Genomic DNA, 24,298 nt, shown 5'->3' with positions numbered 1-24,298 from the left:
CAGGGGAGTTTCGCGGTTTTTGTCTTGCACGCGGCCAGGGTTTGGTATCCTTGCAGGCATGTCTAATTCAACGGTAACCATACTTGGAGCCGGGCTTGCGGGAAGCGAGGCCGCGCTGCAGCTTGCCGACCGCGGCGCGCGCGTCCGGCTTGTGGAGATGCGCCCGGTTTCGTCTACGCCCGTCCATGTGTCGTCGGACTGTGCTGAGCTCGTGTGCTCGAACTCCCTCAAAAGCACGAAGCCGCAAAGCGCTGCCGGCATGCTCAAGCGCGAGCTTGCCCTGCTTGGCTCGCAGGTTTATGCGGCGGCCGAGCGTAACGCGGTTCCTGCTGGCGGCGCGCTTGCGGTCGATCGCGCGGCTTTTTCGGCCGATGTGACCGCGCGGATTGCAGCGCATCCTTTGATCGAGCTGGTTCGGGAGGAGGCGACCGGCCTTGCGGCATACGCGCAGGGAGCGGACGCTCTTGTGGTTGCCACGGGCCCGCTTACTTCCGATGCGCTCGCTGAGGACCTTGCTCGATTCACGGGCGGAGAGCATCTGGCGTTCTACGATGCGGCGGCGCCTATCGTCATGGCCGACTCCCTTGATTTCGACAAGCTGTTTCGCCAGAGCCGCTACGAGGATGCCGAAACCGGTGCGGGCGACTATCTCAACGCGCCGTTCAGCCGCGAGGAGTACGAGACGTTCATCGAAGAGCTGGTGAACGCAGAGCGCGTCATCAAGCGCGATTTCGAGACGCGCGACTTGTTCCAGGCTTGCCAGCCTATCGAGGAGATCGCCCGCAAGGGTGCGGACGCGCCCCGGTTCGGGACGCTCAAGCCGGTGGGGCTGACCGATCCCCGTACGGGCCGGCGGCCTTGGGCTGCCCTGCAGTTGCGGGCGGAAGACGCGCAGGGCATGAGCTACAACCTGGTGGGTTTTCAGACGAATCTGACGTTTCCCGAACAACGGCGCGTGTTTCGCATGATCCCCGGTTTGGAGAACGCGGAGTTCGCGCGTTACGGCGTGATGCATCGCAACACGTTCGTCGATGCTCCTCGCTTGCTGGATGCGCAGCTGCGTCTTCGCCTTGACGCGTTGCCCGATTCGACGGTTCCGGTGTTCGTTGCCGGACAGCTTGCCGGCACCGAAGGGTATTGCGAGGCTATCAGGTCGGGCTTGCACGTAGCCCTGTCGACGACGGCGTTCCTGAAGGGGCAGAGCCTGCCCGAGCTTCCGCGCGACACGGCTTTCGGCGCTCTTATGGCCTACGCGACCGATCCTGCTACGGTGGACTATCAGCCCATGCACGTGAACTTCGGCATCATGGCCCCTCTCGACCGGCATATCCGCAGCAAGCGCGATCGTTACGCTGCGTATGCCGAGCGCGGCGAACAGGCGCTGCTGACGTATCGCGACGGCCTTGCCGCTTGCGGTTTGCTGTCGTCGGCCGAAGCCGACGTTGAAGCCGGTCGCGGGGAGACGTGCTTCGATGCCCGCTGAGCTCGGCGGTTCGCCTGACGCTGTTGATCGACCCGAGTGCGATCCGGCTGCCGCGGCCATGGTCGAGGCGTTCTGCGAGGCTATGCGCGTGGAACGCAACGCTTCCATCCATACTGTGCGCGCTTATCGGATCGATCTGCTGGACTATGCGCGCTGGGCATGGCGCGAGGATATCGACCCTTTGCAAGCAAGTCACCGTCAGCTTCGCCGTTACTTGGGCGAGCTCGACCATGCGCAGTACTCGCGCACTACCATCAATCGGCGGCTATCGGCGTTGCGCAGTTTCTTTCGCTGGCTCAACGTGACGGGTGCTGCCGACGAGGATCCCGCCAGCGTGTTGCAGGGGCCCAAGCAGCCGAAAAGCCTGCCGCACGTTATCCGGCCCGCCGACATGGTGAAACTGCTCTCTGTGTACGGAAAGCGAGATTCGGCCGGCAACGTGCGCGGTCAGTCGTATTCCGACATGCGCAACCAGGCGCTGCTCGAGTTTCTGTACGCGTGCGGCGCGCGTGTATCGGAAGCATCCGGCTTGCTCTCGGCGCATGTGGACTTCGCAACCGGGCAGGTCAAGGTCTTCGGCAAGGGCTCCAAGGAGCGTATCATCCCGCTGCACGATATGGCGGTGTCGTCGATGCGGACCTACGCCCTGATCGCCCGTCCCAACCTGCTTGGAGATCGCGCCTGCGATTACTTTTTCGTATCGACGCGCGGAAACCGGATGGGCACGGACGCTATGCGCAAGATGTTCAAGGACGCGGTGTCCAAAGCCGGTCTGGACGGGACGCTGTCCCCCCATGACATGCGGCACACGTTCGCCACGGATTTGCTGGAGGGCGGCGCGGATCTGCGCACCGTGCAGGAAATGCTCGGACACGCCAGCTTGTCTACGACGCAGATCTACACCCACCTGACGCCTGGGCGCCTCAAGAAGGTTCACGCGCAGGCTCATCCGCGCGGCTAGGCCCTGCTTTTTCCAACATGGTTGCGGCCTCGTGACTGCTGCTTGACGTTTTACGTTCGCTGCACGGGCGCGGGCTCCGTCTCCTCATACTGGGATTGGCTGTTATGAGCGTGCCGGCGAAATTCGGACGGATGGGCGGGAGGAAGCGTATGAGTCGGAAGATGAGGGCGTTTGCCTGCGCGGCTGCGGCGGTGCTTTCCCTGGTTCCGTTCCTTGGAGGTTGCTCGGGATTTTGGTTTTGATCGGGCGTCGGGCGGGTTTGTCGGGCGCGCCTCTGTTTGCAACCCCGTGCAAGAAGCCTATAATAGCGAAACGTCAATGACGGGGCGTTGCGGTGAAGGGACGAGTTCATGCTGAAGATATCGACCGAGAAGCTGCTGTTGGTGGCGGGCATCGTGTGGTTCATCGCGGGCGTCAACATCGCCAACATCGGCATAGCCGCCTATTTCAACGAAACCGGCTGGCTGTTCTGGGCCTTGGTCGGAGGGACGCTGCTCATCTTCATTTTGTTCCATATCTTCGTGTTCTCGAAGATGGTGGGCAAGCATGCCGAGCGCATCAGGGGCTACAGCGAGGATAAGACGCACGTTCTGAAGTTCTTCGACAAGAAAGGCTATATCGTCATGGCGTGCATGATGGGCTTCGGCATTGCCTTGCGCGCTTCGGGCTTGGTGCCCGACTGGTTCATCGCGTTTTTCTACACCGGTTTGGGCGCGGCTCTTGCGGTGGCGGGAGTCAGCTTTGTCCTGCGGTACTTCAAAAGCGCGAAGGTCGGTTGCCCGGTGCTGCCGAAGACGTACGCGAACCACGACAAGGATTAGCGTTTCGGGCCGAGTGAGGCTTTTCGACGCAGTTCTGGGAAACGCGCGCCGCCAGGTGCCGCTCGGAGGAGGATCATGGCTCGGATATTTGTGGTCGAAGATGATGCGTCGCTGCGCGAAGAGCTTATGCGTCTGCTCGAGCTGCAAGGGCATTTCGCCTCGACGAGCACGGACTTCGGTCGAATTGCCGAGGCGGCGCTTGCCGACGATCCCGATTGCGTGATCTTGGACTTGAAGCTGCCGGGGTCCGGCGGGCATGCGGTATGCCGCGACATACGGCGGACCAGCCAGGTTCCCATCATCATGCTCACCTCGTCTGACAGCGAGTTCGACGAGGTCATGAGCATGAATCTGGGTGCCGACGATTATGTGACCAAGCCCTATAATCCCGCCGTGCTGCTCGCCCGTATCCAATCGGTGCTGCGACGGGTCCAGCGACAGGAACCGCCTTCCCGCATCGAGCACAAAGGCGTCGTGCTTGACGCGGGGCGCGGGCGGGTTTCGCATGAGGGCGAATCCACCGAGCTCACGCGAAACGAACTGAAGATCCTTCACCTTCTCATGTCGAATCGCGACGTCATCATCTCGCGTCAGGACCTCATGATGGAGCTGTGGCAGTCCGATGCGTTCATCGACGACAACACCCTGACCGTCAACATCAACCGCTTGAGGAAGAGTCTCTCGTCCATCGGGGTGCCCGACGACTTCCTGGTTACGCGACGGGGCCAAGGCTACCTGGTATGACGCCGGGTTCCTACTGCAAAGACCGGGCGGTGTTCATCGCTGCCGGGGCGGCGTGCGCCCTTGGGGTGGCCGGCATGTTCGCGGTGCTGGGCCAGGGCTTTGATGCGGCGGTTCTGTCCGCGACGTTCGTGGGAGCGTGCTGGGCGGGCGCCTTGGCGTTGGATTACGCTCGCCGTCGACGTTTTTGCCGGGAGCTCGACGCCTTGTCCGAAGAGCTCGACCAAGCGTACTACGCTTCGGCGCTTCTGGAAGAGCCCTCGTTTCTGGAAGGCCGGCTTGCCTACCGAGCGCTTGAACGGGTGGGTAAAGCGGCGGCTGACGACGTGGCGCGTCACAAGCAGGAAGCAGAAGCCTACCGCGAGTACGTCGAGCTGTGGATTCACGAGGTCAAAACCCCCATCGCCGCCGCCGCGCTTATGGCGTCGGGGCTTCGCGGAAGCGAGGGATCGAGGATCAAGGGGGAGATCGACCGCATCGAATCCTATGTCGAGCAGGCTCTGTACTATGCTCGCTCCACGTCGCTCGAGCGAGATTACGCCATACGGGAAACCGTGCTTGCCGCGGTGGTGCGCGAGGCGTGCAAGAAGAATGCCCGCTACTTGATCGAGCGGGAAACCTTGCCGGTCATCGAAGTGGATGACGATGCGCGGGTGTTCGCGGATGGCAAGTGGCTTGGTTTCATTGTTGGGCAGGTGCTTTCGAACTCGGCGAAGTACGGAGCGACCTCGGTTCGGTTCTCGCTGCACGAGGCCGATCCGGGAACGAAGAACGCATGCTCGATACTCGAGATTTCCGACGACGGGCGCGGCATTCCGGCTGCCGACGTTTCGCGCGTGTTCGAGCGCGGATTCACTGGGTCGAACGGTCGGGAACAGGGAAGCTCGACCGGCATGGGCTTGTACCTGGTTTCTCAAATGTGCCGAAAAATGGGCTTAGGCGTGGCGATTGCCTCCGAAGAAGGGGTCGGAACGCGCGTGTTGATACGGTTTCCGCATGACCGTCGCCGTCTGGACGCAAGCCGATAGGCGTCGACCGCCTGCGGTTTCTTCGTGCGCCTTTCAACCTTTCAAATCTGTAAGGGTGGTGTAAGTTCGCCCGATGGCTCTTCGTTTCAGCGCGGCGTACTATCGTTGCAGTCCGAAAAATGCAAAGGAGCAATCATGACTGAAGTGTACGCGACGCCGCAGGATACCGCTGCAGACGGCTACGGTAAAGTCGCGCCTGTGGGAGGTGCGCACCCTATTCTGTCCGTTCGTCAGATTCAGAAGGTGTACGGCAACCGCGATTCCGTGACGCATGCCATCAACGACATCAGCTTCGACGTCATGCCGGGCGAATTCCTGGGCATCATGGGGCCCTCGGGATCCGGCAAGACCACGCTTTTGAACTGCGTGGCCACCATCGACACGGTGACGAGCGGGCATATCCTGGTGGACGGACGCGACATCACTGCGTTGCGCTCCCGCTCGCTTGCGAAGTTTCGTCGCGACGACCTGGGATTCGTGTTCCAGGATTCCAACTTGCTCGACACCCTCACCGGCTTCGAAAACATCGCGCTGGCGCTCACCGTCAAGGGCGATCCCGCCTCTACGGTAAAGCCCAAGGTGGAGGCCGTGGCCCGCACGCTCGGCGTGTTGGAAGTGCTGGGCAAGTACCCGTACCAAATGTCGGGAGGCCAGAAGCAGCGCGTCGCCGCCGCGCGCGCCATCGTGGCCGACCCCAAGATCGTTTTGGCCGACGAGCCCACGGGCGCCCTTGACTCGCGCAGCGCCCAGGCCATGCTGGACACCCTGACCATGATGAACCGCGACTTGGACGCCACCATCATGATGGTCACGCACGATTCGTTCGCGGCGTCGTTCGCGCATCGCATCCTGTTCGTCAAGGACGGTGCGGTGTTCAACGAGATCCGTCGCGGGGACACCGCCCGCAGCGACTTCTTCGCGCGCATCATGGAAGTGGTCACGTTCTTGGGCGGTGACGTGCGCGATGCTGTCTAAACTCGCCTTTCGCAACGTCCGCCGTTCGGTGCGCGACTACGCCATCTACTTCGTGACGCTCGTGTTCGGTGTGGCGGTGTTCTATGCGTTCAACTCAGTGCAGAGCCAGTCGATCCTGTTCGACCTGGAAGGTGCCTCGACCGAGAGCATATTCAACCTGACGGGCCAGTTCCTGGGCATGTTCTCGGTTTTGATCGCGTTCGTTCTGGGCTTTTTGGTGGTCTATTCGAACCGCTTTCTCATCAAGCGCCGCAAGCAGGAGTTCGGCACCTACCTTCTTCTGGGCATGCGGCCCGGGCAGGTGTCGGCGATCGTGCTCATGGAGACGATCGCGGTAGGCGCGGTGTCGCTTGTCGTGGGTCTTGCGCTGGGCGTGGCGTTGTCCCAAGGCCTGTCGTTTTTCACGGCAGGGCTCTTCGACATTCCCATGCAGCAGTACCGGTTCGTGTTCTCTTCAGAGGCGTTCGTTCAGACGCTTGCGTGCTTCACGATCATCTTCGTGGTGGTTGCGGCGTTCAACACGTTGTCTATCAGGCGCTATAAGCTGATCGACCTGCTGTCGGCGAAAAGCCGCAACGAGGGCTTCCGCGTGCGCAGCCCGTGGGTGAGCCTGGTCGGGTTCATTGCGTCCGTGGCGTTGCTGGCGGCGGCGTACAAGACGCTCGTCGATTTCGGGATGATGGAGTTCGGCCGCGAGTTTTTCTTGGCGACCGCGCTCATGCTGGTGGGAACGTTCCTGTTCTTCTGGTCGGCGGCCGGGTTCGCGCTCATCGTGGTCGAGCGGACGCGCGGCGTGTACTTCAAGGGACTGGCCATGTTCACCATGCGCCAGATCGCCAGCAAAGTGAATACGGCGTTTCTGTCGCTTTCGGTGGTATGCGTCATGCTGTTCTTCTCGTTGACGGTGTTCTCCACGGGAACGGGCTTGGTGAGCGTGTTCACGGGGGACATCGAGCGAAGCACGCAGTTCGACGCCACGCTCACGGCGAACGTGTACTTGGGCCATGGCGATTTGGCGCAGGATCGCCTTGAGAAGATGCGCGTGGAAGATCCTGAGGAGGCCGAGGCCTACCTTCAGCGGGAAAAGGAGCGCGCGCAGCAGCTGCGCGCAGAGGGCGAATCCTGGAACTGGGATATCGCCGCGCGCATATCCGCCGACGCCCCTTGGTGGAACGACTTCGTGAAGGAATCGGTCCAGGCCGACCTGTACCAGCCGACCGAAGGAACCACCACGTACGGCGAGTTCATGGACCGCTACCAGGTGGGTTCGGGAAATTCCTTGCAGGATAGCAGCATGCGCACTCAGCCGTTGCTGATCGTGGGCGAGTCGCAGTTCAATGCCGTGCGCACGCTGACCGGTCAAGATCCGGTCAGCGTGGGGGAGGACGGCTACGCGGTGAGCAACGCTGTGAGCGCGATCGAGGACCTGGCGCGCGCGATAGCTGAAAAGGGGCGCCAAGTGAACGTGGCGGGCCGTACGCTCACGGCGACGGGCGCGTACGCGGAGCAGGTGCTGGCTACGTCCCCGTTCGTCAACGATGCAGGCATCGTGGTCGTGCCCGATTCCGTGATCGCCGAGGCGCGCGCTGCCGGGACCATGCCCTACATGAGCTACCTGGACGTGAACTATTCCGTCGACGCGGCGCAGGGTGACAAGATGCTCGAGGAGGCTTTGGATCAGGCGTTTCCGCCTGACGACCAGCAGGAGAGCGCCGGCTGGTCGTACGGGTCGCGGCCTTGGCCTGTGACCGTGACCATGACCAAGGCCGAGGTGATCGAGCAGGCGGGCGGCATGAACGTGCTCATCACGTATTTGGCTCTGTACATAGGGTTCACGTTCCTCATCACCACGGCGGCCATGCTGGCCATCCAGCAGCTGTCGGAGACGAGCGATTCGCTGCCGCGCTACAAGGTGCTCGCGCAGATCGGCTGCGACCGCCGCATGATCTTGGGGTCGCTGCGCACGCAGGTGCTCGTGTACTTCCTGGCGCCGCTGGGGCTTGCCGTGTGCCATGCGGCGTGCGCCGTCAGCGTGATCGGGTCGAGCGTGTTCGACCTGCTGGGCGTGTCCGTGAGCGGCCCCATCCTGATGACGGGCGCGCTGACCGTGCTCGTGTACGGAAGCTACCTGGCGGTGACGTATTTCACCTGCCGGGGCGTCATAAAAAGCTCGCTCGGATCGAAGCTTTTGGGATAGGTTGCCGATGCAGGGCGTCCGGACGGGCGCCCTGGACGAGACGAAGGGACGGGGTCAATGACTCATTTTCTGGCCTGCGGCTGAAAATGAGTCATTGACCCCGTCCCTTCGTCTCATTTCCCCAAGATGTGCCGGATGGCGGCCACGGGATGCTTTTTCAGCATGCGGGGGCCGGCGTAGCGCATCACGGTGCGGATCTGCGCGCGCATCTCGGGTTTGTAGCACTGGTTGCCGCATGCTTCGCACGAGGTTTTCACGTCCATTTTGCGGCAGCGCTCGGTGCGCAGCACGGCGTATTCGTCCAGGCGAGCGCAGTCGGGGCATACGGTTTCGCCGCAGTGGGCTCGTTCGGTGCGCGCAGCGGGGTCGTGGTTGCCCGCGCAGTAGAGGGCGACCATCTGCGAAATGGTCCGCTTTTCGCGCTCGCGTCGCTTGGCTGTTTTCGGGATGTCTTCCATAGGCGGCACTGTACCATAGCTCGTGCGTCGAGGTTGTCTATCGAACGAAATGTGCGTAAACCTTGAACAGGAACACACGAACAAATGTTTTTGCGCTATCTCTGGGCCGTGTGCGCTACAATGAACGATTGCATGGAAATGATAGTTTTCAGGTATCCATATTTGCTCCCTTGAACCGGGAGCAGGGATGCCGATTGAACGATAGAGGAAGAAAGAGCGGAAGCGCACATGGGACAGAACGCCATCGTTATCAAAGGTGCCCGCGAGCACAACCTGAAAAACGTCGACCTCGCCATTCCCCGTGACGAGTTGGTCGTCATCACGGGCCTGTCGGGCAGCGGCAAGTCGAGCCTCGCGTTCGATACGATGTACGCCGAGGGCCAGCGCCGTTACGTCGAGAGCCTTTCGAGCTACGCGCGCATGTTTCTCGGCCAGATGTCCAAACCCGATCTGGACAGCATCGACGGCCTGTCGCCGGCGGTGTCCATCGACCAGAAGACCACGAGCAAGAACCCGCGTTCCACGGTGGGCACCACCACCGAGATCTACGATTATCTGCGGTTGCTGTTCGCGCGCGTGGGCGTGCCGCACTGTCCTGAGTGCGGGCGCGTCATCAAGAAGCAGACAACCGACCAGGTGACCGACGAGATTCTGGCGCTCGCGCCCGACGCGAAGGCCATTATCATGGCGCCGGTGGTGGCCGGTCGCAAAGGCGAGTTCACGAAGCTGTTCGCCGATTTGCAAAAGGAGGGCTTCGGCCGCGTTCGCATCGACGGCGAAATCGTGAAGCTTGACGGCGAGCCGCGTACGCTCAACAAGAAGATCAAGCACTTCATCGACGTGGTGGTGGATCGTGTGCAGTTGAAGGACGGCGCGACGAGCCGCATTGCCGAAGCGGTGGAGCTGGCGACGAAGCTGGCGGAGGGGCGCGTGCTCGTGCAGGTGCTGGGCGAGGATGGAAAGCCGCTCGGCGAGGGCGGCGGCAAGTCGAGCGGCGCCACGGGCGGTTTGGGCGAAGGGGAGCACATCTTCTCCCTGGCGCTCGCGTGTCCCGAGCATGGCCATTCCATGGACGAGCTGCAGCCGCGCGATTTCAGTTTCAACGCCCCTTACGGCGCCTGCCCGGATTGCCTGGGCATCGGAAGCCGCGAGGAAGTGGATGCGTCGCTCGTGGTTCCCGATCCGTCGCTCACCTTGGCCGAGGGCGTGATCGCCCCGTTCAAGACCGGCAACTACTACCCCCAGGTACTGCGCGCGGTGGCCGAGCACATGGGCACGGACGAGGACACTCCGTGGGAGGATATGCCCAAGAAGGCTCAGGACGCTCTATTGCATGGGCTGGACGGTCAAAAGGTTCGCGTCGACTACGTGACGGTGGACGGGCGCGAAACCTACTGGTACATCGAGTGGGAGGGCGCGCTGGCTGCCGTGCAACGCCGCTACCAGGAGGCTCAAAGCGATTCCCAGCGCGAGAAGCTGGCCACCTACTTTGCCGTGGTGCCGTGCCAGACGTGCGGCGGCAAGCGCCTGAAGCCGGAGATCCTGGCCGTGACCGTGGGCGGAAAGTCGATCCACGACGTAACGGAAATGAGCGCGGCTGATTCCCTGCGGTACTTCGAGGGGCTTTCCTTTGACGGCCAGGACGGCCATATCGCCGGACCTATCGTGAAGGAGATCAAAGCTCGCCTGAAGTTCTTGGTCGACGTGGGCTTGGATTACCTGACGCTCGAGCGCGCCACGGCCACGCTGTCGGGCGGCGAAGCGCAGCGCATCCGTTTGGCCACGCAGATCGGAGCGGGCCTTATGGGCGTTCTCTACATTTTGGACGAGCCGTCCATCGGCTTGCACCAACGGGACAACGAGCGCCTTATCGCCACGCTCGAGCATCTTCGCGACCTGGGCAATACCGTCATCGTGGTCGAGCATGACGAAGACACCATCCGAAGCGCCGACTTCGTGGTGGACATGGGTCCGGGTGCGGGCGAGCACGGCGGGGAAGTGGTGGCCGCCGGCACCCCGGAGGAGGTCATGCGCACGGAAGGGTCGCTTACTGCCGACTACCTGTCGGGCCGTCGCGCCATCGAGGTGCCCGAGACGCGCCGAAAGCCGCGCAGGGGATCGCTCAAGCTGACGGGTGCGACCGAGAACAACCTGAAGAACGTCACCCTCGAAATCCCCTTCGGCACGTTGACCGTGGTGACGGGCGTGTCGGGTTCGGGTAAAAGCTCGCTGGTCACCGACACGCTGGCTCCGGCGCTGGCGAACCGCGTGAACCGCGCGCATCGTCGCACGGGAGCGTACCGCAAGATCACCGGCCTGGACAAGATCGACAAGGTCATCAACATCGACCAGAGCCCCATCGGACGGACCCCGCGCTCGAATGCTGCCACGTACATCGGCTTGTGGGACGATATTCGCGCGCTGTTCTCCTCGACGCAGGAGTCGAAGGCGCGCGGCTACGGGCCTGGACGGTTCAGCTTCAACGTGAACGGCGGTCGCTGCGAGGCGTGCAAGGGAGACGGTCAGATCAAGATCGAGATGCACTTTCTGCCGGACATCTACGTGCCGTGCGAAGTGTGCGGCGGTGCGCGCTACAATCGCGAGACCTTGCAGGTCACCTACCGCGGTAAGAACATCGCCGACGTGCTCGACATGACGGTGGAGGACGCCTTGGCGTTCTTCGAGAACATTCCCGGTATCAAGCGCAAGCTGCAAACGCTGTTCGACGTGGGGCTGGGCTATATCCGCCTGGGACAGCCCGCTACCACGCTGTCGGGCGGCGAGGCTCAACGCGTCAAGCTGGCCAGCGAACTGCAACGTCGCCAGACCGGCAAGACGTTCTACATTCTGGACGAGCCCACCACGGGTTTGCATTTCGAGGACGTGCGCCAGCTGCTCGTCGTGCTGCAGCGCTTGGTGGACGCGGGCAACACCGTGCTGGTCATCGAGCATAACTTGGACGTCATCAAGTGCGCGGACCGCATCGTGGACCTGGGTCCCGAAGGCGGCGACCGCGGCGGCACGATCGTGGCGCAGGGCACGCCGGAAGAAGTGGCCCAAGTCGAGGGCAGCCATACCGGTTCGTTCGTGAAGCGCATGCTGGGCTAGCGGGCGGATTTCGCGCCGTTTATGCGGCGCAATGCATATATTGCGAGAATTTACCGATTCTTGTCTTTACCAAGGCCGTCGCGCGTGAGACTATACGCGGCGGCCTTGGCGCTTGACGGGGCCGGGGAAGCATTCGGAATCGATCGAGAGTCGGAGGAGACGTGGCGGAAGCGGTAGCGGCGACGGGCGGAAGGCGCCATGTGGCGCGCGGTGTGGCGTGCGCGTTGGCGGGCGGCATCTGCTGGGGTTTTTCAGGCACCTGCGCGCAGTTGCTCATGGAGTACGGCGCGCCGGCGACATGGATCACCTGCGTGCGCATGCTGATAGCCGCCGCGTTCTTCCTGACCATAACCGCTATGCGCAATTGGCGCGATCTGGTTGCGGTGTTTCGCGACTGGCGCTCGCTTGCCGAGATAGCCGCCTTCGCGGTGTTCGGCGTCGTGCTCACGCAGATCAGCTACCTGTACGCCATCGAGTACACGAGCGCAGGAGTGGGCACCACGCTCGAGCAGGTGGGACTCGTCTTCATCATGCTGTACGTGTGCCTGCGCAAGCGCCGCTTCCCGAAGCTGCGCGAAGCGGGCGGCCTGCTGCTTGCCCTTGGCGGCATGCTGGTCATCGCGACCCAGGGCGACTTCGGCGGCCTGGCCATTCCGGTGGAGGGCCTGGCCTGGGGTCTTCTGTCTGCCGTCGCGCTGTCCTTTTACACGCTCATGCCCGTGCGCGTCCTGAAGAAATGGGGCGCCATGCTGGTGACGGGCCTGGCCATGCTGTTCGGCGGATCGGCGGCCTCTGCGGTGTTCCAACCCTGGACGGTGCCGGTCCAGCTTTCGGGCGGCGCGCTGGCAGCGCTTGTGGCCATCGTGCTGGTGGGCACGCTGGGCGCGTACATGCTGTACCTGCAGGGCGTGGCGGATGCCGGCCCGGTGAAGGCGAGCCTGCTCTGCTGCGTGGAGCCGGTATCGGCTACGTTGCTGGCGCTCTTCTGGCTGCACGCTTCCGTTTCGGCTTGGGACATGCTGGGCTGCGTCATGATCGTGGTCATGATCTTCTTGGTGACCGAGCGCGAGCCGAAGGCGGCGCCCGGCGATGCGGCTGGTGCGCCGGCTGCGGATTTCGACGATCCGCCGTTGTTCGCCGGTCGGGCGTCGGTTCTGGGCTACTACTCCGCGCGCCCGGCTGTGCGCGAGGACTTCGATCGCGTTGCGGCGTTGCTGGACGTGGGGCATGAAACGTTCGCCGAGCTGGGGATCGATGAAGGGCGCAGCAAGAAGTACCCCTCGGCGCGCCGTCTCATGCACAGCATAAAGAACGGCACCACGCATGTGATCGAGGACGGCAACGGCCGCGTCATCGCGGTGTTCGCGGTTTCGTTTTCGCCCGACAAGAACTACGACAACGAGCTTGACGGCGCGTGGCTTACCGACACGAAGGCCAGTCCGCAGCCCTACGCCGAGCTGCATTGGGTCTCGGTCGACCGTCACGCGCGGCGACGCGGCGTGGGCATGTTCATTTTGGACAAGGCCGATCAGATCGCGCGCGCAGGAGGCCGTTTGAGCGTGCGCGCCGATGTGTACCCGCAGAACCTTCCCATGCAGAAGCTCTTGGAGAAGCACGGTTACGAGCGATGCGGCTCCATGGTGATACGCGACGTGTTCGGACGGGAGAAGCATCGCGTCGCGTACGAGAGGGTTTTGCGCTCGTAGCTTTAAAACAGCCGTTTGACGGGGCGTTTTCGTTCAACTGCAAAAAAGTTCTCAAAGTATGCGGAAAGTCCTTTACCGAAGCTGTTCCCGCATGCGAGAATGTGCTGACGAACAGGCAAGCGTCACCCCGAACGAACGCGACGAATCGATGGACAGTTAGCCGGAGAGCACGCACCCCGACCTCATGCCCCGAAGCGCTTCGCTCGGCATGACGGAATGCGCGAGGGGAGGGTCGGAATGAGCCAGGTAGCTGAGGCGACGAGCGCGAACGACGGGGGTTCTTCGAGCGAACGGTCGCGCGGGCGCATTTTTCGAGGCGTAGTGTTCGCTGCGCTGGGCGGCATCTGCTGGGGCTTCTCCGGTACGTGCGCCCAGATGCTCACGGGCGAGGGCGGCATCCCCGTTTCCTGGATCACGTGCGTGCGTCTTTTGCTGGCCGCGTGCCTGTTTCTGGTGGTGTGCATGGTGCGCGAGCCGCGCAACCTTGCAGCCGTGTTCCGGGACAAGCGCTCGCTCGGGCGCATCGCGGCGTTCGCGATGCTGGGCGTGCTGTTGACCCAGGTGAGCTACTTGACCGCCATCTCGTACACCAACGCGGGGACGGGCACCGTTCTCGAGCGACTGGGCCTGATCATCATCATGCTGTACGTGTGCCTTCGCACGCGGCGCCTGCCCAGCCTTCGTCAGGGCATCGGGCTCGTGCTGGCCATGGCGGGCACGGTCATCGTTTCCACGAAGGGCGATCTGGGGTCTTTGGCCATCCCTCCCGAGGCGCTGTTCTGGGGATTAATTTCGGCTATCGCGCTGGCGTTCTACACGTTGCTGCCCGGCAAGGCGCTGGAGAAATGGGGCAGCTTCATCGTGACCGGCTTGGCCATGCTCATGGGAGGCGTGGTGTCCACCGCAGTGGTGCAGCCGTGGACCATACCGGTCGATCTGAATCCGTCGGTGGTGGGCGTGTTGATCGCCATGGTGCTCGTAGGCACGTTCGCCGCGTACCTGTTCTATTTGCAGGGGATCACCGACGCGGGCCCCGTGCGCGCGGGTTTGGTGGGGTGCGTGGAGCCGGTTGCGGCGACGGTGATCTCTGCCGTGTGGCTGGGCACTCCCGTCGGGGTGTTCGACGTCGTGGGCTGCGCGATGATCGTGGCCATGATATTCATGATCACCGAGCGGGGCCAGGAAGGCGCAAAAGGGGCGGCTGCCTACGACGGTGCCTCCGAGGACCTTCCGCTGTTCCAAGGCCGTGCGTCCGAGCTGGGATACTACGCCGCGCGCAGGGCGAAGCGCGACGACTTCAGGCGCGTGCAGCTGCTGCAGGAGGAAACCCACCGCGCTATTGCGCGCCTTGGAGTTGACGAAGGGCTGAAAAAGTACCCGTCGTCGCGGCGCATCATGCGCTCGATCGATGCTGGCAAGACGTACGTGGTGGTGACGGCGGGCGAGGCGAGCGACGGTGATTCGGAGGAGCCCGTCGAGCGCGTGCTGGGCATGTTCGCTGTGAACCCGGCGGGAGATCCCGCGTACGGGCGCGCAACGGGCGCGCGGTGGCTCACCGATTCGCCTGAACCGCCTGATGGAGAGCCTGATTACGCCGCGTTGCACTGGGTGTGCGTTCAGGAGAAGGCGCGCAGGTGCGGCGTGGGCGCCTATATCCTGGGCACGGCGGAGCGCATCGCGCGCGATGCCGGGAGGCGCAGCCTGCGCGCCGACGTCTACCCCGAGAACCAGCCCATGCGCGCACTGCTTGAGAAGTGCGGCTACGTGTTCTGCGGCGATATCGAGATACGCGATAGGCTGGGCCGTGTGAAACGCAGGGTGGTTTACGAAAAGTGCTGGTAGCAGGTTAGCGCGCGCCTCGGTCGGACGCATCGACAAAGGCGCGCGCCGGCGTTGGAACCTGTCGAGATTCTGTCTGGTTTGCGCATCCGCCGCCGCCCTGCGCGCACAAGGGTATAATAACCGGCATTATGTCTCCTCAATCACGCGAAAAAATAGCGCTGGCGGTGTTCGCCGCCTTGATCGTGCTCAGTTTGGGCGGCTTGGGATGGTACCTGGTCGCTGGGCATTCGTGGAATGTTGCGGCTTCGAACATTGATGACACGTTCGGCAGCATGGACGGCTACACGGCCATCGTGTACGCGGGCACCGTTCCGCCCGACGATACCGATGTTGACGATGCGCTTGTCCCGGACGCGCCTGTCGGGTCGATTTCGCCTCAAGAGTCCGAAGCGCCCAAGAGCCTCGAGGGCGGGCAATCGGCGGGTTCGGCAGCTGTTTCGGTTCCCGAAGCCGATGCCGCGCGCGCGAAGCCCGATGCGCTTGACGAAACGGCTCGCAAGAACAGCGCGCTTGAAACGGCGTCGTCGGCGGCTAGCTCTACGGCATCGAAAGCGAAGAAGCCGTTGACGGTTGAGGAGGCTCGCTCAAGCTACGAGGGCAAGGGCGCCACGGTATTCGAGTTGGATACGGAATCTCCCGAGCGCTACGCCGAGGGCACGATTCTCAAGAAGGGCTCGCATCGGTTTGGGGTGTTCAGCGTGGACCGCCCGCTGTCGAAGCGCACGGTCGAGAAGCAGGTGGCGTATTTCGTCGAGCACAAGGTTGATTTCATCGTGGCGGTGACCAACGACAAGGCTCATCTCGAAGGAGTATCCGGGGTTGATATCGTGGTGTCGACGCAGGACGAAGGATTGTTCGTCATGGGTGAAACGCTTTCCGGAACCTTCTATGTCGACGCGCCGGAGATCGGCAAAGTCGGCGCCATCCTCATATCGCCGAGCAATGTGGTTTCCGCCAAAGTCATCGAGGACCTGTAGCAACCCGTTCTTGCCGTATGCAATGTGCAGACGAGTCCTCATTCGCCTCCCGGAAGGGTCGCTGCTACCGCTCCCGTTTTCCTGCGCGCCGTTTGCCGCCTGAAACGCGCCGTTGGCCTTCGCACCTCGTCAGAGGGCATTTTTGATGGAATGCCGTTCACCGAGTAAAAATAGCCCGGTTACGCATGTATACGCATAAAGACCCCCGTTTCATCAGAAACTGATGAGGTCGCTTTCTGCCGAACTGGTACGATCGCGACAGCGAGGCAGCGGAGGGCTGCTGCCCGCGACCCTGCATGCGAGCCTGGCACCATGCGAACAAGACGACGTCTCCCATGCCCTCGGCGCCGTTTCGCTCGTTGGTTCCCGAAGCGTGCATTCACTGGACGAGAAGGAAGGAGAACGAGGACATGAACCTGTCACGCAGGGGCTTTTTCAAAGCCGCTGGCGCAGCGGCAGCTGCGACCATGGCGTTTGAGCTGTCCTCTCAGTCGGAGGCGTTCGCGGTAGAGCCGTCTTCAGACTGGAAGCTCGTGAACACCGAGGAGTACACGAACATCTGCTGTTACTGCTCGGGCGGGTGCGGCGTTATCTGCTCGACGCGCGACGGCGAGCTGATCAACCTCGAAGGCGACCCCGATCATCCCATCAACCAGGGCGGTTTGTGCCCGAAGGGCGCGACGATGTTCCAGTTGCGCAACGTGGTTGATCCTCAGACGCGCGAGGTCATCAAGAACCCGAACCGCAAGACGAAGCCGCTCGTGCGGCGCCCCGGTTCTTCCGCATGGGAAGACATCTCCTGGGACGACGCTATCGCGGAGATCGCGCGCTGGGTCAAGCAGACGCGCGACGCCACGTTCGAGGAGACGTCCAACGGCGTCACGGTCAACCGCACGCCCGGCATCGCGAGCCTGGGCGGCAGCCAGCAGAACTCCGAGGAAGAGTACCTCATCTTGAAGATGATGCGCTCGTTAGGGGTGATAGCCGTCGACAACCAGGCTCGTGTTTGACACAGCCCCACGGTTGCCGGTCTGGCAGCTTCATTCGGTCGCGGCTCGATGACGGGCCATTGGTGCGACTACCAGAACGCCGACGTCATCATGACGATCGGTTCCAACAACGTCGAGAACCATCCTGTTTCCGCCAAATGGGTGCAGAAGGCGCTCGACCGGGGCGCGACGTGGATCGTCGTCGACCCCCGCTATACCCGCTCGGCCGAGATGGCGGACATCTACTGCCCCATCCGTTCGGGCACCGACATCGCCTTCTACGGCGGTCTGTACAACTACATCATCGAAAACGATCTGTGGCAGCACGAGTACGTGTTGAACTACACGAACGCCTCGTACCTGCTCGATTCCGAATACTCGTTCGATGTGAACACGGGCATATTCTCGGGCTTCGACGACAAGACGGCTACGTACAACAACCATAGCTGGCACTACCAGGTGGAATCCGAGGCGAAGTGGGACACCTCCGAGGGCGGCGACTACGCCTGGGTGAACAAGCCCGGCACGCCGGCGTTCACGCCCCTGACGCTGGAAACGCCCAAGAAAGACGAGACCCTCCAGGATCCGATGTGCGTGTTCCAGCAGTTCAAGAAGCATTATTCCCGCTATGACCTGGACACGGTGTCCAGCATCTGCGGCATGGACAAGGGTCTGCTCGAGAAGGTGTACGCCACGTACGCCGCTACGGGCGCTCCCGACAAGTCCGGCACCATCCTGTACGCGCTCGGTCAGACGCAGCATCACTACGGCGCTCAGAACTGCCGCGCCATGTCCATCCTGCAGCTTCTGCTGGGCAACGCGGGCATGCCGGGCGGCGGCGTGAACGCCATGCGCGGCGAGCCGAACGTGCAGGGCGCGACGGACATGGGCATGATGGTGCACGAGCATCCGGCCTACCTCAAGTGGCCGACCGAGTACGGCACGCCCACGCTGCGCGATTGGTGCGAGAAGGAAACGTACGCCGACGGCTACTACACCAACAAGCCGAAGTTCTTGGTGTCCTCGCTCAAGGAATGGTGGGGCGACGCGGCCACGGTCGAGAACGACTACGGCTACGATTGGTGGCCGAAGGTTCCCAAGAGCCCGGACTACACCATCATGAGCTCGTTCGAGCTGATGAACAAGGGCGTTATCAAGGGTTACTTCAACTGGGGCATGAACCCGTGCCACTCCGCTCCGAACGCCGGCAACGTGCGCCGCTCCATGGCAAAGCTCGACTGGCTGGTCGTGGCCGACTGGGTCATCACGGAATCCGCCAGCTTCTGGGACGCTCCCGACATGGACGCCTCCCAGATCGACACGACGGTGTACTTCCTGCCCGCCGCGCTCATCTACGAGAAGCCCGGCATCATCCTGAACTCGGGCCGTTGGCTGCAGTACCGCTACGCGGCCGTCGAGCCGTGGGAGGAGGCGAAGCCCGACTACGAGATCTGCGACCTGCTGTGGACCAGCATCGTGGACCTGTACAAGAAGGAGGGCGGCGCCAACCCCGATCCCATTCTGAACGCGAAGTGGGACTACTACGTGGACGGCAAGATCGACCCGCGTCCCGTGGCATGGGCGCTCAACGGCTACAAGATCGCCTCGTCCGACTTCGGCAAGGCCGATGTGGATCTGCTGGGCACCTACGGCGATTTGCAGGCGGACGGCACCACGGCGTGCGCCATGTGGATCTACACCGGTTTCTGGGCCAACAAGAAGGCCCCGCTCGATCCGGCCGAGCAGCCTATCGGCCGCCGCAACACCGAGGACAAGTCGGGCATCGGTTTGAACTCCGAGTGGGCGTACTGCTGGCCGTCGAACCGCCGCATCCTGTACAACCGCGCGTCCGCCGACCTGGCGGGCAAGCCTTGGAACCCGCAGAAGAAGCTGGTCGAGTGGACCGGCGAGAAGTGGGACCAGGTGGACGTGGCCGACTTCGTGACGGCTAAAAACGGCACTCCCGTTCCGCCGAACAACAAGGCGTTCTTCATGTTGTGGGAGCAAAACGCCCGTCTGATCAGCTACGGCATGAACGACGGTCCGGTTCCCGAGCATTACGAGCCCTTCGAGAGCCCGGCTGACAACCAGATGAACGGCTCGCAGAACTCGCCGTGCATCCGCTTCGCCGAGTACGAGTCGGTGAAGAAGGGCGACCGCAGCCAGTATCCTATCGCCGTGACCACCTATTCGGTCACCGAGCATTGGCAGACCGGCGGCCAGACCCGCTGCTGCCCGGCTTTGCTCGAGGCGTCTCCCGAGCAGTTCATCGAGATGTCCGAAGAGCTGGCGGCCGAGAAGGGCATCGCCAACGGCGATCTGGTGCGCGTGTTCAACAACCGCGGTTCGGTCAAGGTGCATGCGCTGGTGACGCCGCGCTTCAAGCCGTTCACCGTGAACGGCCAGACGGTTCACCAGGTGGGCATGACCCATCACTTCGGTTGGGCGGGAGAGTTCGGCACGGGCGACGTGGTGAACGACCTGCCGCCGAACGTGGGCGATCCCAACACGTTCGTGCCCGAGTACAAGGCGTTCCTCGTGGACGTCGAGAAGGCGTAAGGGAGGGGATGAGAAATGACTGAGAAAGCGATTTTGTTCGACTCCTCCCGGTGCTCGGCGTGCCGCGGGTGCCAGGTGGCGTGCAAGATGTGGAACAACCTGCCCTCCACGCTGGAGAAGAACGGCAATCCTTGGACGGGTTCGTACCAGAGCCCGATGAACCTGAATGGCGACACGCGCCTTTTGATCAGCTTCAACGAGGAAGCCGGCGGAGACAAGGGCGTCATGTGGTCGTTCGGCCGTCGTTCGTGCCAGCACTGCACGGATGCTCCCTGCGCGACCGTTTGCCCGGGCGGCGCGCTCGCCAAGGACGAGGAGACGGGCTTCGTGTCGGTCGACGAGTCCAAGTGCGTCGGGTGCCAGTACTGCAAGTCGGCATGCCCCTTCGACGTGCCGCGCTACCATGGTCCCAACAGCAAGATCAACAAGTGCACGGGCTGCCTCGACCGCGTCGAGCAGGGCATGCAGCCGGCCTGCGTGACCACGTGCCAGCCCGAAGCGCTCAAGTTCGGCGATCGCGAGGAGATGCTGGCCATCGCCCGCGAGCGCGTGGCGTACCTGCAGGGCAAAGGCTATAGCGACGCCTGCGTGTACGGCGAGGACGAGATCGGCGGCCTCCATGTTGTGCAGGTGCTCAAGTACGGCGTCGAGGCTCATGGCCAGGTTGTGGATCCGCAGATCAACCCGATGGTCGGCCTGACGCAGATCATGAAGCCGGTCACGGGCGCCGTGACGGGCCTGACGGTTGCGGGCTTGGCGGCCATGTTCGTTCTGGGCATCGGCTACAAGCGCGATAAGCTGGCGTACAACGCCGAGACGGAAGACACGTTGTCCGTCGACAGCGGAAACGTGCTCAAGCACGGCGACGGACAGGACGAGGAGACGGTGATGGAGCACATCACCGAGAACCTTCCGGGCAAGAAGGGAGGCAACTGATGAGCAAGGGACCCGTTGCGGTTTCCGCTGAGGAAGCCGCCAAGAACAAGGCGTTCTTGGACCAGATGGCGGCAAGCGGCAAGCAGCGCTACATCAAGCGCCATTCGCTGCAGGCCCGTCTGACGCACGGCATCACGATCATCGCGTGCATCCTGCTGTGCATCTCCGGCTTGTTCGTGTTCGTTCCGGCCTTGGCGGCTGCGGTGGGCGCGGACACGGTGTTCGCCATCCGCATGTCGCACCGCGTGCTCGGCGTCGTGTTCGTGGCGGTGCCGCTCATCAGCGCCATCATGGCTCCGAAGGGCGTGAAGCACGTCTTCAAGAACCTGTTCGATCGGTGGGATTCCGACGACAAGAAGTGGATGCTCCTGTTCTTCCCGTACCTGTTCATGGCGAAGTGGATCCATATGCCCGACCAGCGCGAGCTGAAGTCCGGCCAGCGCTTCGCCGACGGCATGCTGTGGTTTGCCGGCGCGCTCATGGGCGTAACGGGCGTCATCTTGCTGTTGGGTACGACGGTGTTCGATTTCGGTGCCGGCGTGTACGGCGTGACGCTGTTCCTGCACGACGTGGGCTTCTTGCTCATCGCCGTGTTCGGCTTGGCGCACATCTTCCTGGGCGCGGGAATCTTCCAGCCGTATCGCGGCACGGCCAAGCTGATGTTCGGCGACGGCATGGTGTCCGAGTCCGACGCCCTGTACCACTGGGGCCACTGGGCTCGCGAGGAGATCGCAAGCGGCAAGAACGTCGTGGAGAAGTAAACGTGTAGGGAGAGGCTTTCGCTGCCGGGCGGGTTCGCGCCCGCCCGGTGCGGCGCAGGTCTTCCACGGGGGCGCTCTCGAGCGCTTGCCGTTTGGCAAGCCCGAGGTTTCGCGCAGAGCGTCCCGATGGATAACCTGATGCTCGATGCATGACGAGGACATACGACGAGAGGGAACCAGGAATGAACCTGAAGCGCATCGACGCGGCTATAGCCGCGTACAAGACGAAATCCGAAGACGCGGACGCGGCCCGTTTGGCGTTCTTCCGCGAGGTGTGGGGCGTTCAGGACAGCGTGGCGGCCGAAGCTGCTACGCTGTCGTACGAAGTGCCTGCCGCCGAGGACCTGCTTGCTTGGCATGCCGCATCGGAGCCGGTGCTTGCCCATGCGCCGGTGGCGATCGACCCGGAAACGCTTGCCGATGCAATCGCGCGCACGGCGGCGTGCCTGCTGGACAGCGGCGGCTTTCCTGCTACGGTGCAGGAGGCGTTCGCGCGCACGAAATGGGATCGAGTGGTGGCGGCGAGCGACGTGGCGTGCGCGGGGAGCGATCCTGCCGCATACGTCGAGTCGTTCGGGGCGCTTCTGCGCGATGACGGCATGAGCGAAGACCCCGCTCGCGTAGGGGCGCTGGCTGCATCCCTGGCGTTGCGCGCGCTGCTCGACGGGCCGGCCGCCCAGGTCGGTTCCGCGTTGCGCAAGGCGGGCGCGGCTGAACCGCATCCGATGCGCTGCCCGGTGTGCGGCGGTGCCGCTACGGTGGCGCGCGTGGGCGACACCCAGGCGGTGCAGGGCCGCGGCAAGGAGCTGTGGTGCGGCCAGTGCGGCACCGCGTGGGATTTCGAGCGGGTCCGCTGCGCGCGCTGCGGCACGCAGAACCAGGCGCACCTGCACTACTTCAACGTGGAGGGCGACGACGCGCACCGTATAGCCACCTGCGATGAATGCGGCGGTTACGTGCGCACCGTGTACCAGGAGGATGCGCTGGCTCCTTTCGCCTTCGAGGTGGAGGACGTGGTGATGGCGCGTTTGGATCTGATCGCCTATCAGCAGGCGAACGCCCAAGCGGCTGGCGAGCGCTGATCGCGCTGGCGCGCATGCAGCCGCGCATGCGCAAAGCGCACCCGGCTGCGCGCCGAATGCAGGAAGAGCAAACGAAAGGAGGCCGCTTGTGGCCATCGTGGAATACGCCGCGCCCGTCCCGCGGGAGACGGCCGAGCGACCTATTCGCATCTATTTGAACGACGCTCCGGTGGCGGTCAGCCAGGGAAGCCCCTACGGGCTGCACGAGCTTGCCGTGGGCTATTTGCTTTCGGAGGGCTTGCTGAGCGACCGCGACCGCCTGGTCGAGGTCACGGCGGATCCCGAGAAGGCGGAGGTGTACGTAGCGTCGGGCGAGCAGGCGGTCGACGGCTACGTGCCTCTGCATCGCGTGACGTCGTCTGGCTGCGCGCAATCCGCGCTCATGCGCAGCGGGACGTGCGTGCCGGATGCGGCGCGGCTGTCGACAACCGCGCGTTTCGATGCCGATGCGCTTCTGTCCTGCATGGACGAGCTGTGCGAAAGAAGCCCGCGGCGCAACACGGGCGAGTGCGTGCACGGATGCGGCTTGGGCGCGCCGGGGGCGAATCGCCTGCTGCTGGTGCGCGAGGACATAGGGCGCCATAACGCCATGGACAAGCTGATAGGGCAGGCGTGGCTCGATCGCGTGGATGTACGTGACAAGGCCCTGTTCATCACAGGACGCATCAGCGCGGAGATGGCGCTGAAAGCGTATCGCGGCGGGTGCCCCGTGCTGGTGTCGCGCAAGTCGGCTACCGATGAAGCGGCTCGACGCGCGGCTTCTTTAGGCGTTACGCTTGTTTCGCATTGTCGCGACGGTCGCCTGAGGGTGTTGTCCTGTCCAGAGCGCATCTCCGGGTAAGGAATGAGACAAAGGGACGGGGTCAATGACTCATTTTCAGCCGCAGGCCGGAAAATGAGTCATTGACCCCGTCCCTTTGTCTCATTCGGGTATCAGCGCAGGTCGCTTACGTGTTGGCAGGAGTCGCCGTACAGCGCGTAGCGATAGGAGGCAACGTGCTCTTCTCCGTTCGCGGGGTCGAGAGCCAGGAAGTTGTCCAGCGTGAGGTTGTCGGGGTCCTGAACGTTTTGGTATCCCATGAGGCAGATCCAGTGCTCGCCGTAGGGTCCGGATACATGGATGACGGTGGGCCTGCCTGCGGCGATCTCGTCGTAGGCTTCTCGCAATAGGGCTGCGTCAGATCCGAGCGAGCGAAACGAGGAGTTCCCTCCGCCCCATCCGGGCCACGTGCAGCATCCGCATCCGTACGCTTCGTGGCCGTTCGCTTGCCCGGTAAGGATCGCGTCGCCGTAAGCGCACGCGTAGGCGGGACAGCAGATGGTGTGGCCGCCGTTGAGCTGGTTGCCGATGGCGGTGATGAGCGCGGGGTCGTAGTCGAGCCGCTTGTTCGACCGCTCGGCGGCAGCCCGCACGGCCTCTTCGGCCATCTTCTGCTCGGTGAGCGCCTGCACCTGGTCCAGATCGTGTGGCGAGCCTTCGTGGGCGAATGGCAAAAGGTCGACAAAAGCCGCTTGGCTCAACGGGAGAGATTCGGCGGTCTGCGCAAATGGGGAGCGCGATTCGGCTGCGAAAGCGGCCGGTGCGCATGCGGCGCTCAGCGCGACGGCCAGCGCGGTTCCGACTGCGCATGAAAAACGGGTAGAGCTCGATGCCATGCAAGCATCCTTTCCTCG

The 24,298-nt window shown here is 63.2% G+C and carries 18 protein-coding genes; 16 read left to right on the top strand and 2 right to left on the bottom strand.

Annotated features, from left to right (window positions below):
* Nucleotides 1-58: 58 nt before the first annotated feature.
* The 7 genes from trmFO (at nt 59) to DMP08_RS02180 (ending at nt 8,206) form a co-directional block, all read left to right on the top strand.
* A complete protein-coding gene (gene trmFO / locus DMP08_RS02210; protein ID WP_123191363.1) occupies nt 59-1,483 on the top strand; it encodes a methylenetetrahydrofolate--tRNA-(uracil(54)-C(5))-methyltransferase (FADH(2)-oxidizing) TrmFO in 1,425 nt (474 codons plus the stop codon).
* Nucleotides 1,473-2,444 (top strand): tyrosine recombinase, encoded by a 972-nt coding sequence (locus DMP08_RS02205; protein WP_123191362.1) that lies wholly within the window; start codon nt 1,473-1,475, stop codon nt 2,442-2,444. The genes trmFO and DMP08_RS02205 overlap by 11 nt, the downstream gene beginning before the upstream one ends.
* Before the next feature lie 350 nt (nt 2,445-2,794).
* Nucleotides 2,795-3,265, top strand: coding sequence for a hypothetical protein (locus DMP08_RS02200; RefSeq protein ID WP_123191361.1), 471 nt, complete (start codon nt 2,795-2,797; stop codon nt 3,263-3,265).
* A 75-nt stretch (nt 3,266-3,340) separates the two neighbouring features.
* Nucleotides 3,341-4,009 carry a response regulator transcription factor gene (locus tag DMP08_RS02195; protein ID WP_123191360.1) on the top strand — a complete coding sequence of 223 codons (669 nt, stop codon included), beginning with the start codon at nt 3,341-3,343 and terminating at the stop codon, nt 4,007-4,009.
* Nucleotides 4,006-5,034, top strand: coding sequence for a sensor histidine kinase (locus tag DMP08_RS02190; RefSeq protein WP_123191359.1), 1,029 nt, complete (start codon nt 4,006-4,008; stop codon nt 5,032-5,034). Before DMP08_RS02195 ends, DMP08_RS02190 begins: the two co-directional genes overlap by 4 nt.
* A 135-nt stretch (nt 5,035-5,169) precedes the next feature.
* Nucleotides 5,170-6,009: an ABC transporter ATP-binding protein gene (locus tag DMP08_RS02185; RefSeq protein WP_123191358.1), complete on the top strand. Its 840-nt coding sequence runs from the start codon at nt 5,170-5,172 to the stop codon at nt 6,007-6,009.
* Complete coding sequence (locus tag DMP08_RS02180) at nt 5,999-8,206, top strand: FtsX-like permease family protein (protein WP_123191357.1); 2,208 nt, start codon at nt 5,999-6,001, stop codon at nt 8,204-8,206. The genes DMP08_RS02185 and DMP08_RS02180 overlap by 11 nt, the downstream gene beginning before the upstream one ends.
* Before the next feature lie 113 nt (nt 8,207-8,319).
* Here DMP08_RS02180 and DMP08_RS02175 read toward each other — a convergent pair whose 3' ends face one another.
* On the bottom strand, nt 8,320-8,664 hold the full coding sequence (locus DMP08_RS02175) for a nitrous oxide-stimulated promoter family protein (protein WP_123191356.1): 345 nt from the start codon (nt 8,662-8,664) through the stop codon (nt 8,320-8,322).
* A gap of 228 nt (nt 8,665-8,892) precedes the next feature.
* On the opposite strand from DMP08_RS02175, the gene uvrA reads away from it, so the two are divergent.
* The 9 genes from uvrA to DMP08_RS02125 all read left to right on the top strand — a co-directional run bounded on the left by uvrA (nt 8,893) and on the right by DMP08_RS02125 (nt 23,465).
* The gene (uvrA, locus tag DMP08_RS02170; protein ID WP_123191355.1) at nt 8,893-11,772 is read left to right on the top strand and encodes an excinuclease ABC subunit UvrA; all 2,880 of its coding nucleotides are present in this window, start codon (nt 8,893-8,895) and stop codon (nt 11,770-11,772) included.
* 161 nt (nt 11,773-11,933) lie between these two features.
* Nucleotides 11,934-13,478 (top strand): GNAT family N-acetyltransferase, encoded by a 1,545-nt coding sequence (locus DMP08_RS02165; protein WP_123191354.1) that lies wholly within the window; start codon nt 11,934-11,936, stop codon nt 13,476-13,478.
* 237 nt (nt 13,479-13,715) lie between these two features.
* Nucleotides 13,716-15,320 carry a GNAT family N-acetyltransferase gene (locus tag DMP08_RS02160; protein ID WP_244596748.1) on the top strand — a complete coding sequence of 535 codons (1,605 nt, stop codon included), beginning with the start codon at nt 13,716-13,718 and terminating at the stop codon, nt 15,318-15,320.
* 128 nt (nt 15,321-15,448) lie between these two features.
* Nucleotides 15,449-16,297 carry an alcohol dehydrogenase gene (locus DMP08_RS02155; protein WP_123191352.1) on the top strand — a complete coding sequence of 283 codons (849 nt, stop codon included), beginning with the start codon at nt 15,449-15,451 and terminating at the stop codon, nt 16,295-16,297.
* A 410-nt stretch (nt 16,298-16,707) separates the two neighbouring features.
* Nucleotides 16,708-19,845, top strand: coding sequence for a molybdopterin-dependent oxidoreductase (locus tag DMP08_RS02145; protein ID WP_148042319.1), 3,138 nt, complete (start codon nt 16,708-16,710; stop codon nt 19,843-19,845).
* A 15-nt stretch (nt 19,846-19,860) separates the two neighbouring features.
* Entirely contained in the window at nt 19,861-20,781 is a 921-nt protein-coding gene (locus DMP08_RS02140; RefSeq protein WP_123191349.1) for a 4Fe-4S dicluster domain-containing protein, read from the top strand.
* A complete protein-coding gene (locus DMP08_RS02135) occupies nt 20,781-21,542 on the top strand; it encodes a cytochrome b/b6 domain-containing protein (RefSeq protein ID WP_123191348.1) in 762 nt (253 codons plus the stop codon). Before DMP08_RS02140 ends, DMP08_RS02135 begins: the two co-directional genes overlap by 1 nt.
* 182 nt (nt 21,543-21,724) lie before the next feature.
* Nucleotides 21,725-22,624, top strand: a complete 900-nt coding sequence (locus tag DMP08_RS02130; protein WP_123191347.1) for a formate dehydrogenase accessory protein FdhE — start codon at nt 21,725-21,727, stop codon at nt 22,622-22,624.
* Nucleotides 22,625-22,712: 88 nt separating this feature from the next.
* Nucleotides 22,713-23,465 (top strand): formate dehydrogenase accessory sulfurtransferase FdhD, encoded by a 753-nt coding sequence (locus tag DMP08_RS02125; RefSeq protein ID WP_123191346.1) that lies wholly within the window; start codon nt 22,713-22,715, stop codon nt 23,463-23,465.
* A 92-nt stretch (nt 23,466-23,557) separates the two neighbouring features.
* Here the strand turns inward: DMP08_RS02125 and DMP08_RS02120 are convergent, their stop codons facing one another.
* Nucleotides 23,558-24,280: a cysteine peptidase family C39 domain-containing protein gene (locus DMP08_RS02120; protein ID WP_123191345.1), complete on the bottom strand. Its 723-nt coding sequence runs from the start codon at nt 24,278-24,280 to the stop codon at nt 23,558-23,560.
* Between the last annotated feature and the right edge of the window lie 18 nt (nt 24,281-24,298).

Source organism: Paraeggerthella hongkongensis (assembly GCF_003726035.1).
Taxonomy (GTDB): domain Bacteria; phylum Actinomycetota; class Coriobacteriia; order Coriobacteriales; family Eggerthellaceae; genus Paraeggerthella; species Paraeggerthella hongkongensis.
This window is presented reverse-complemented; position numbering and strand designations above follow the sequence as displayed.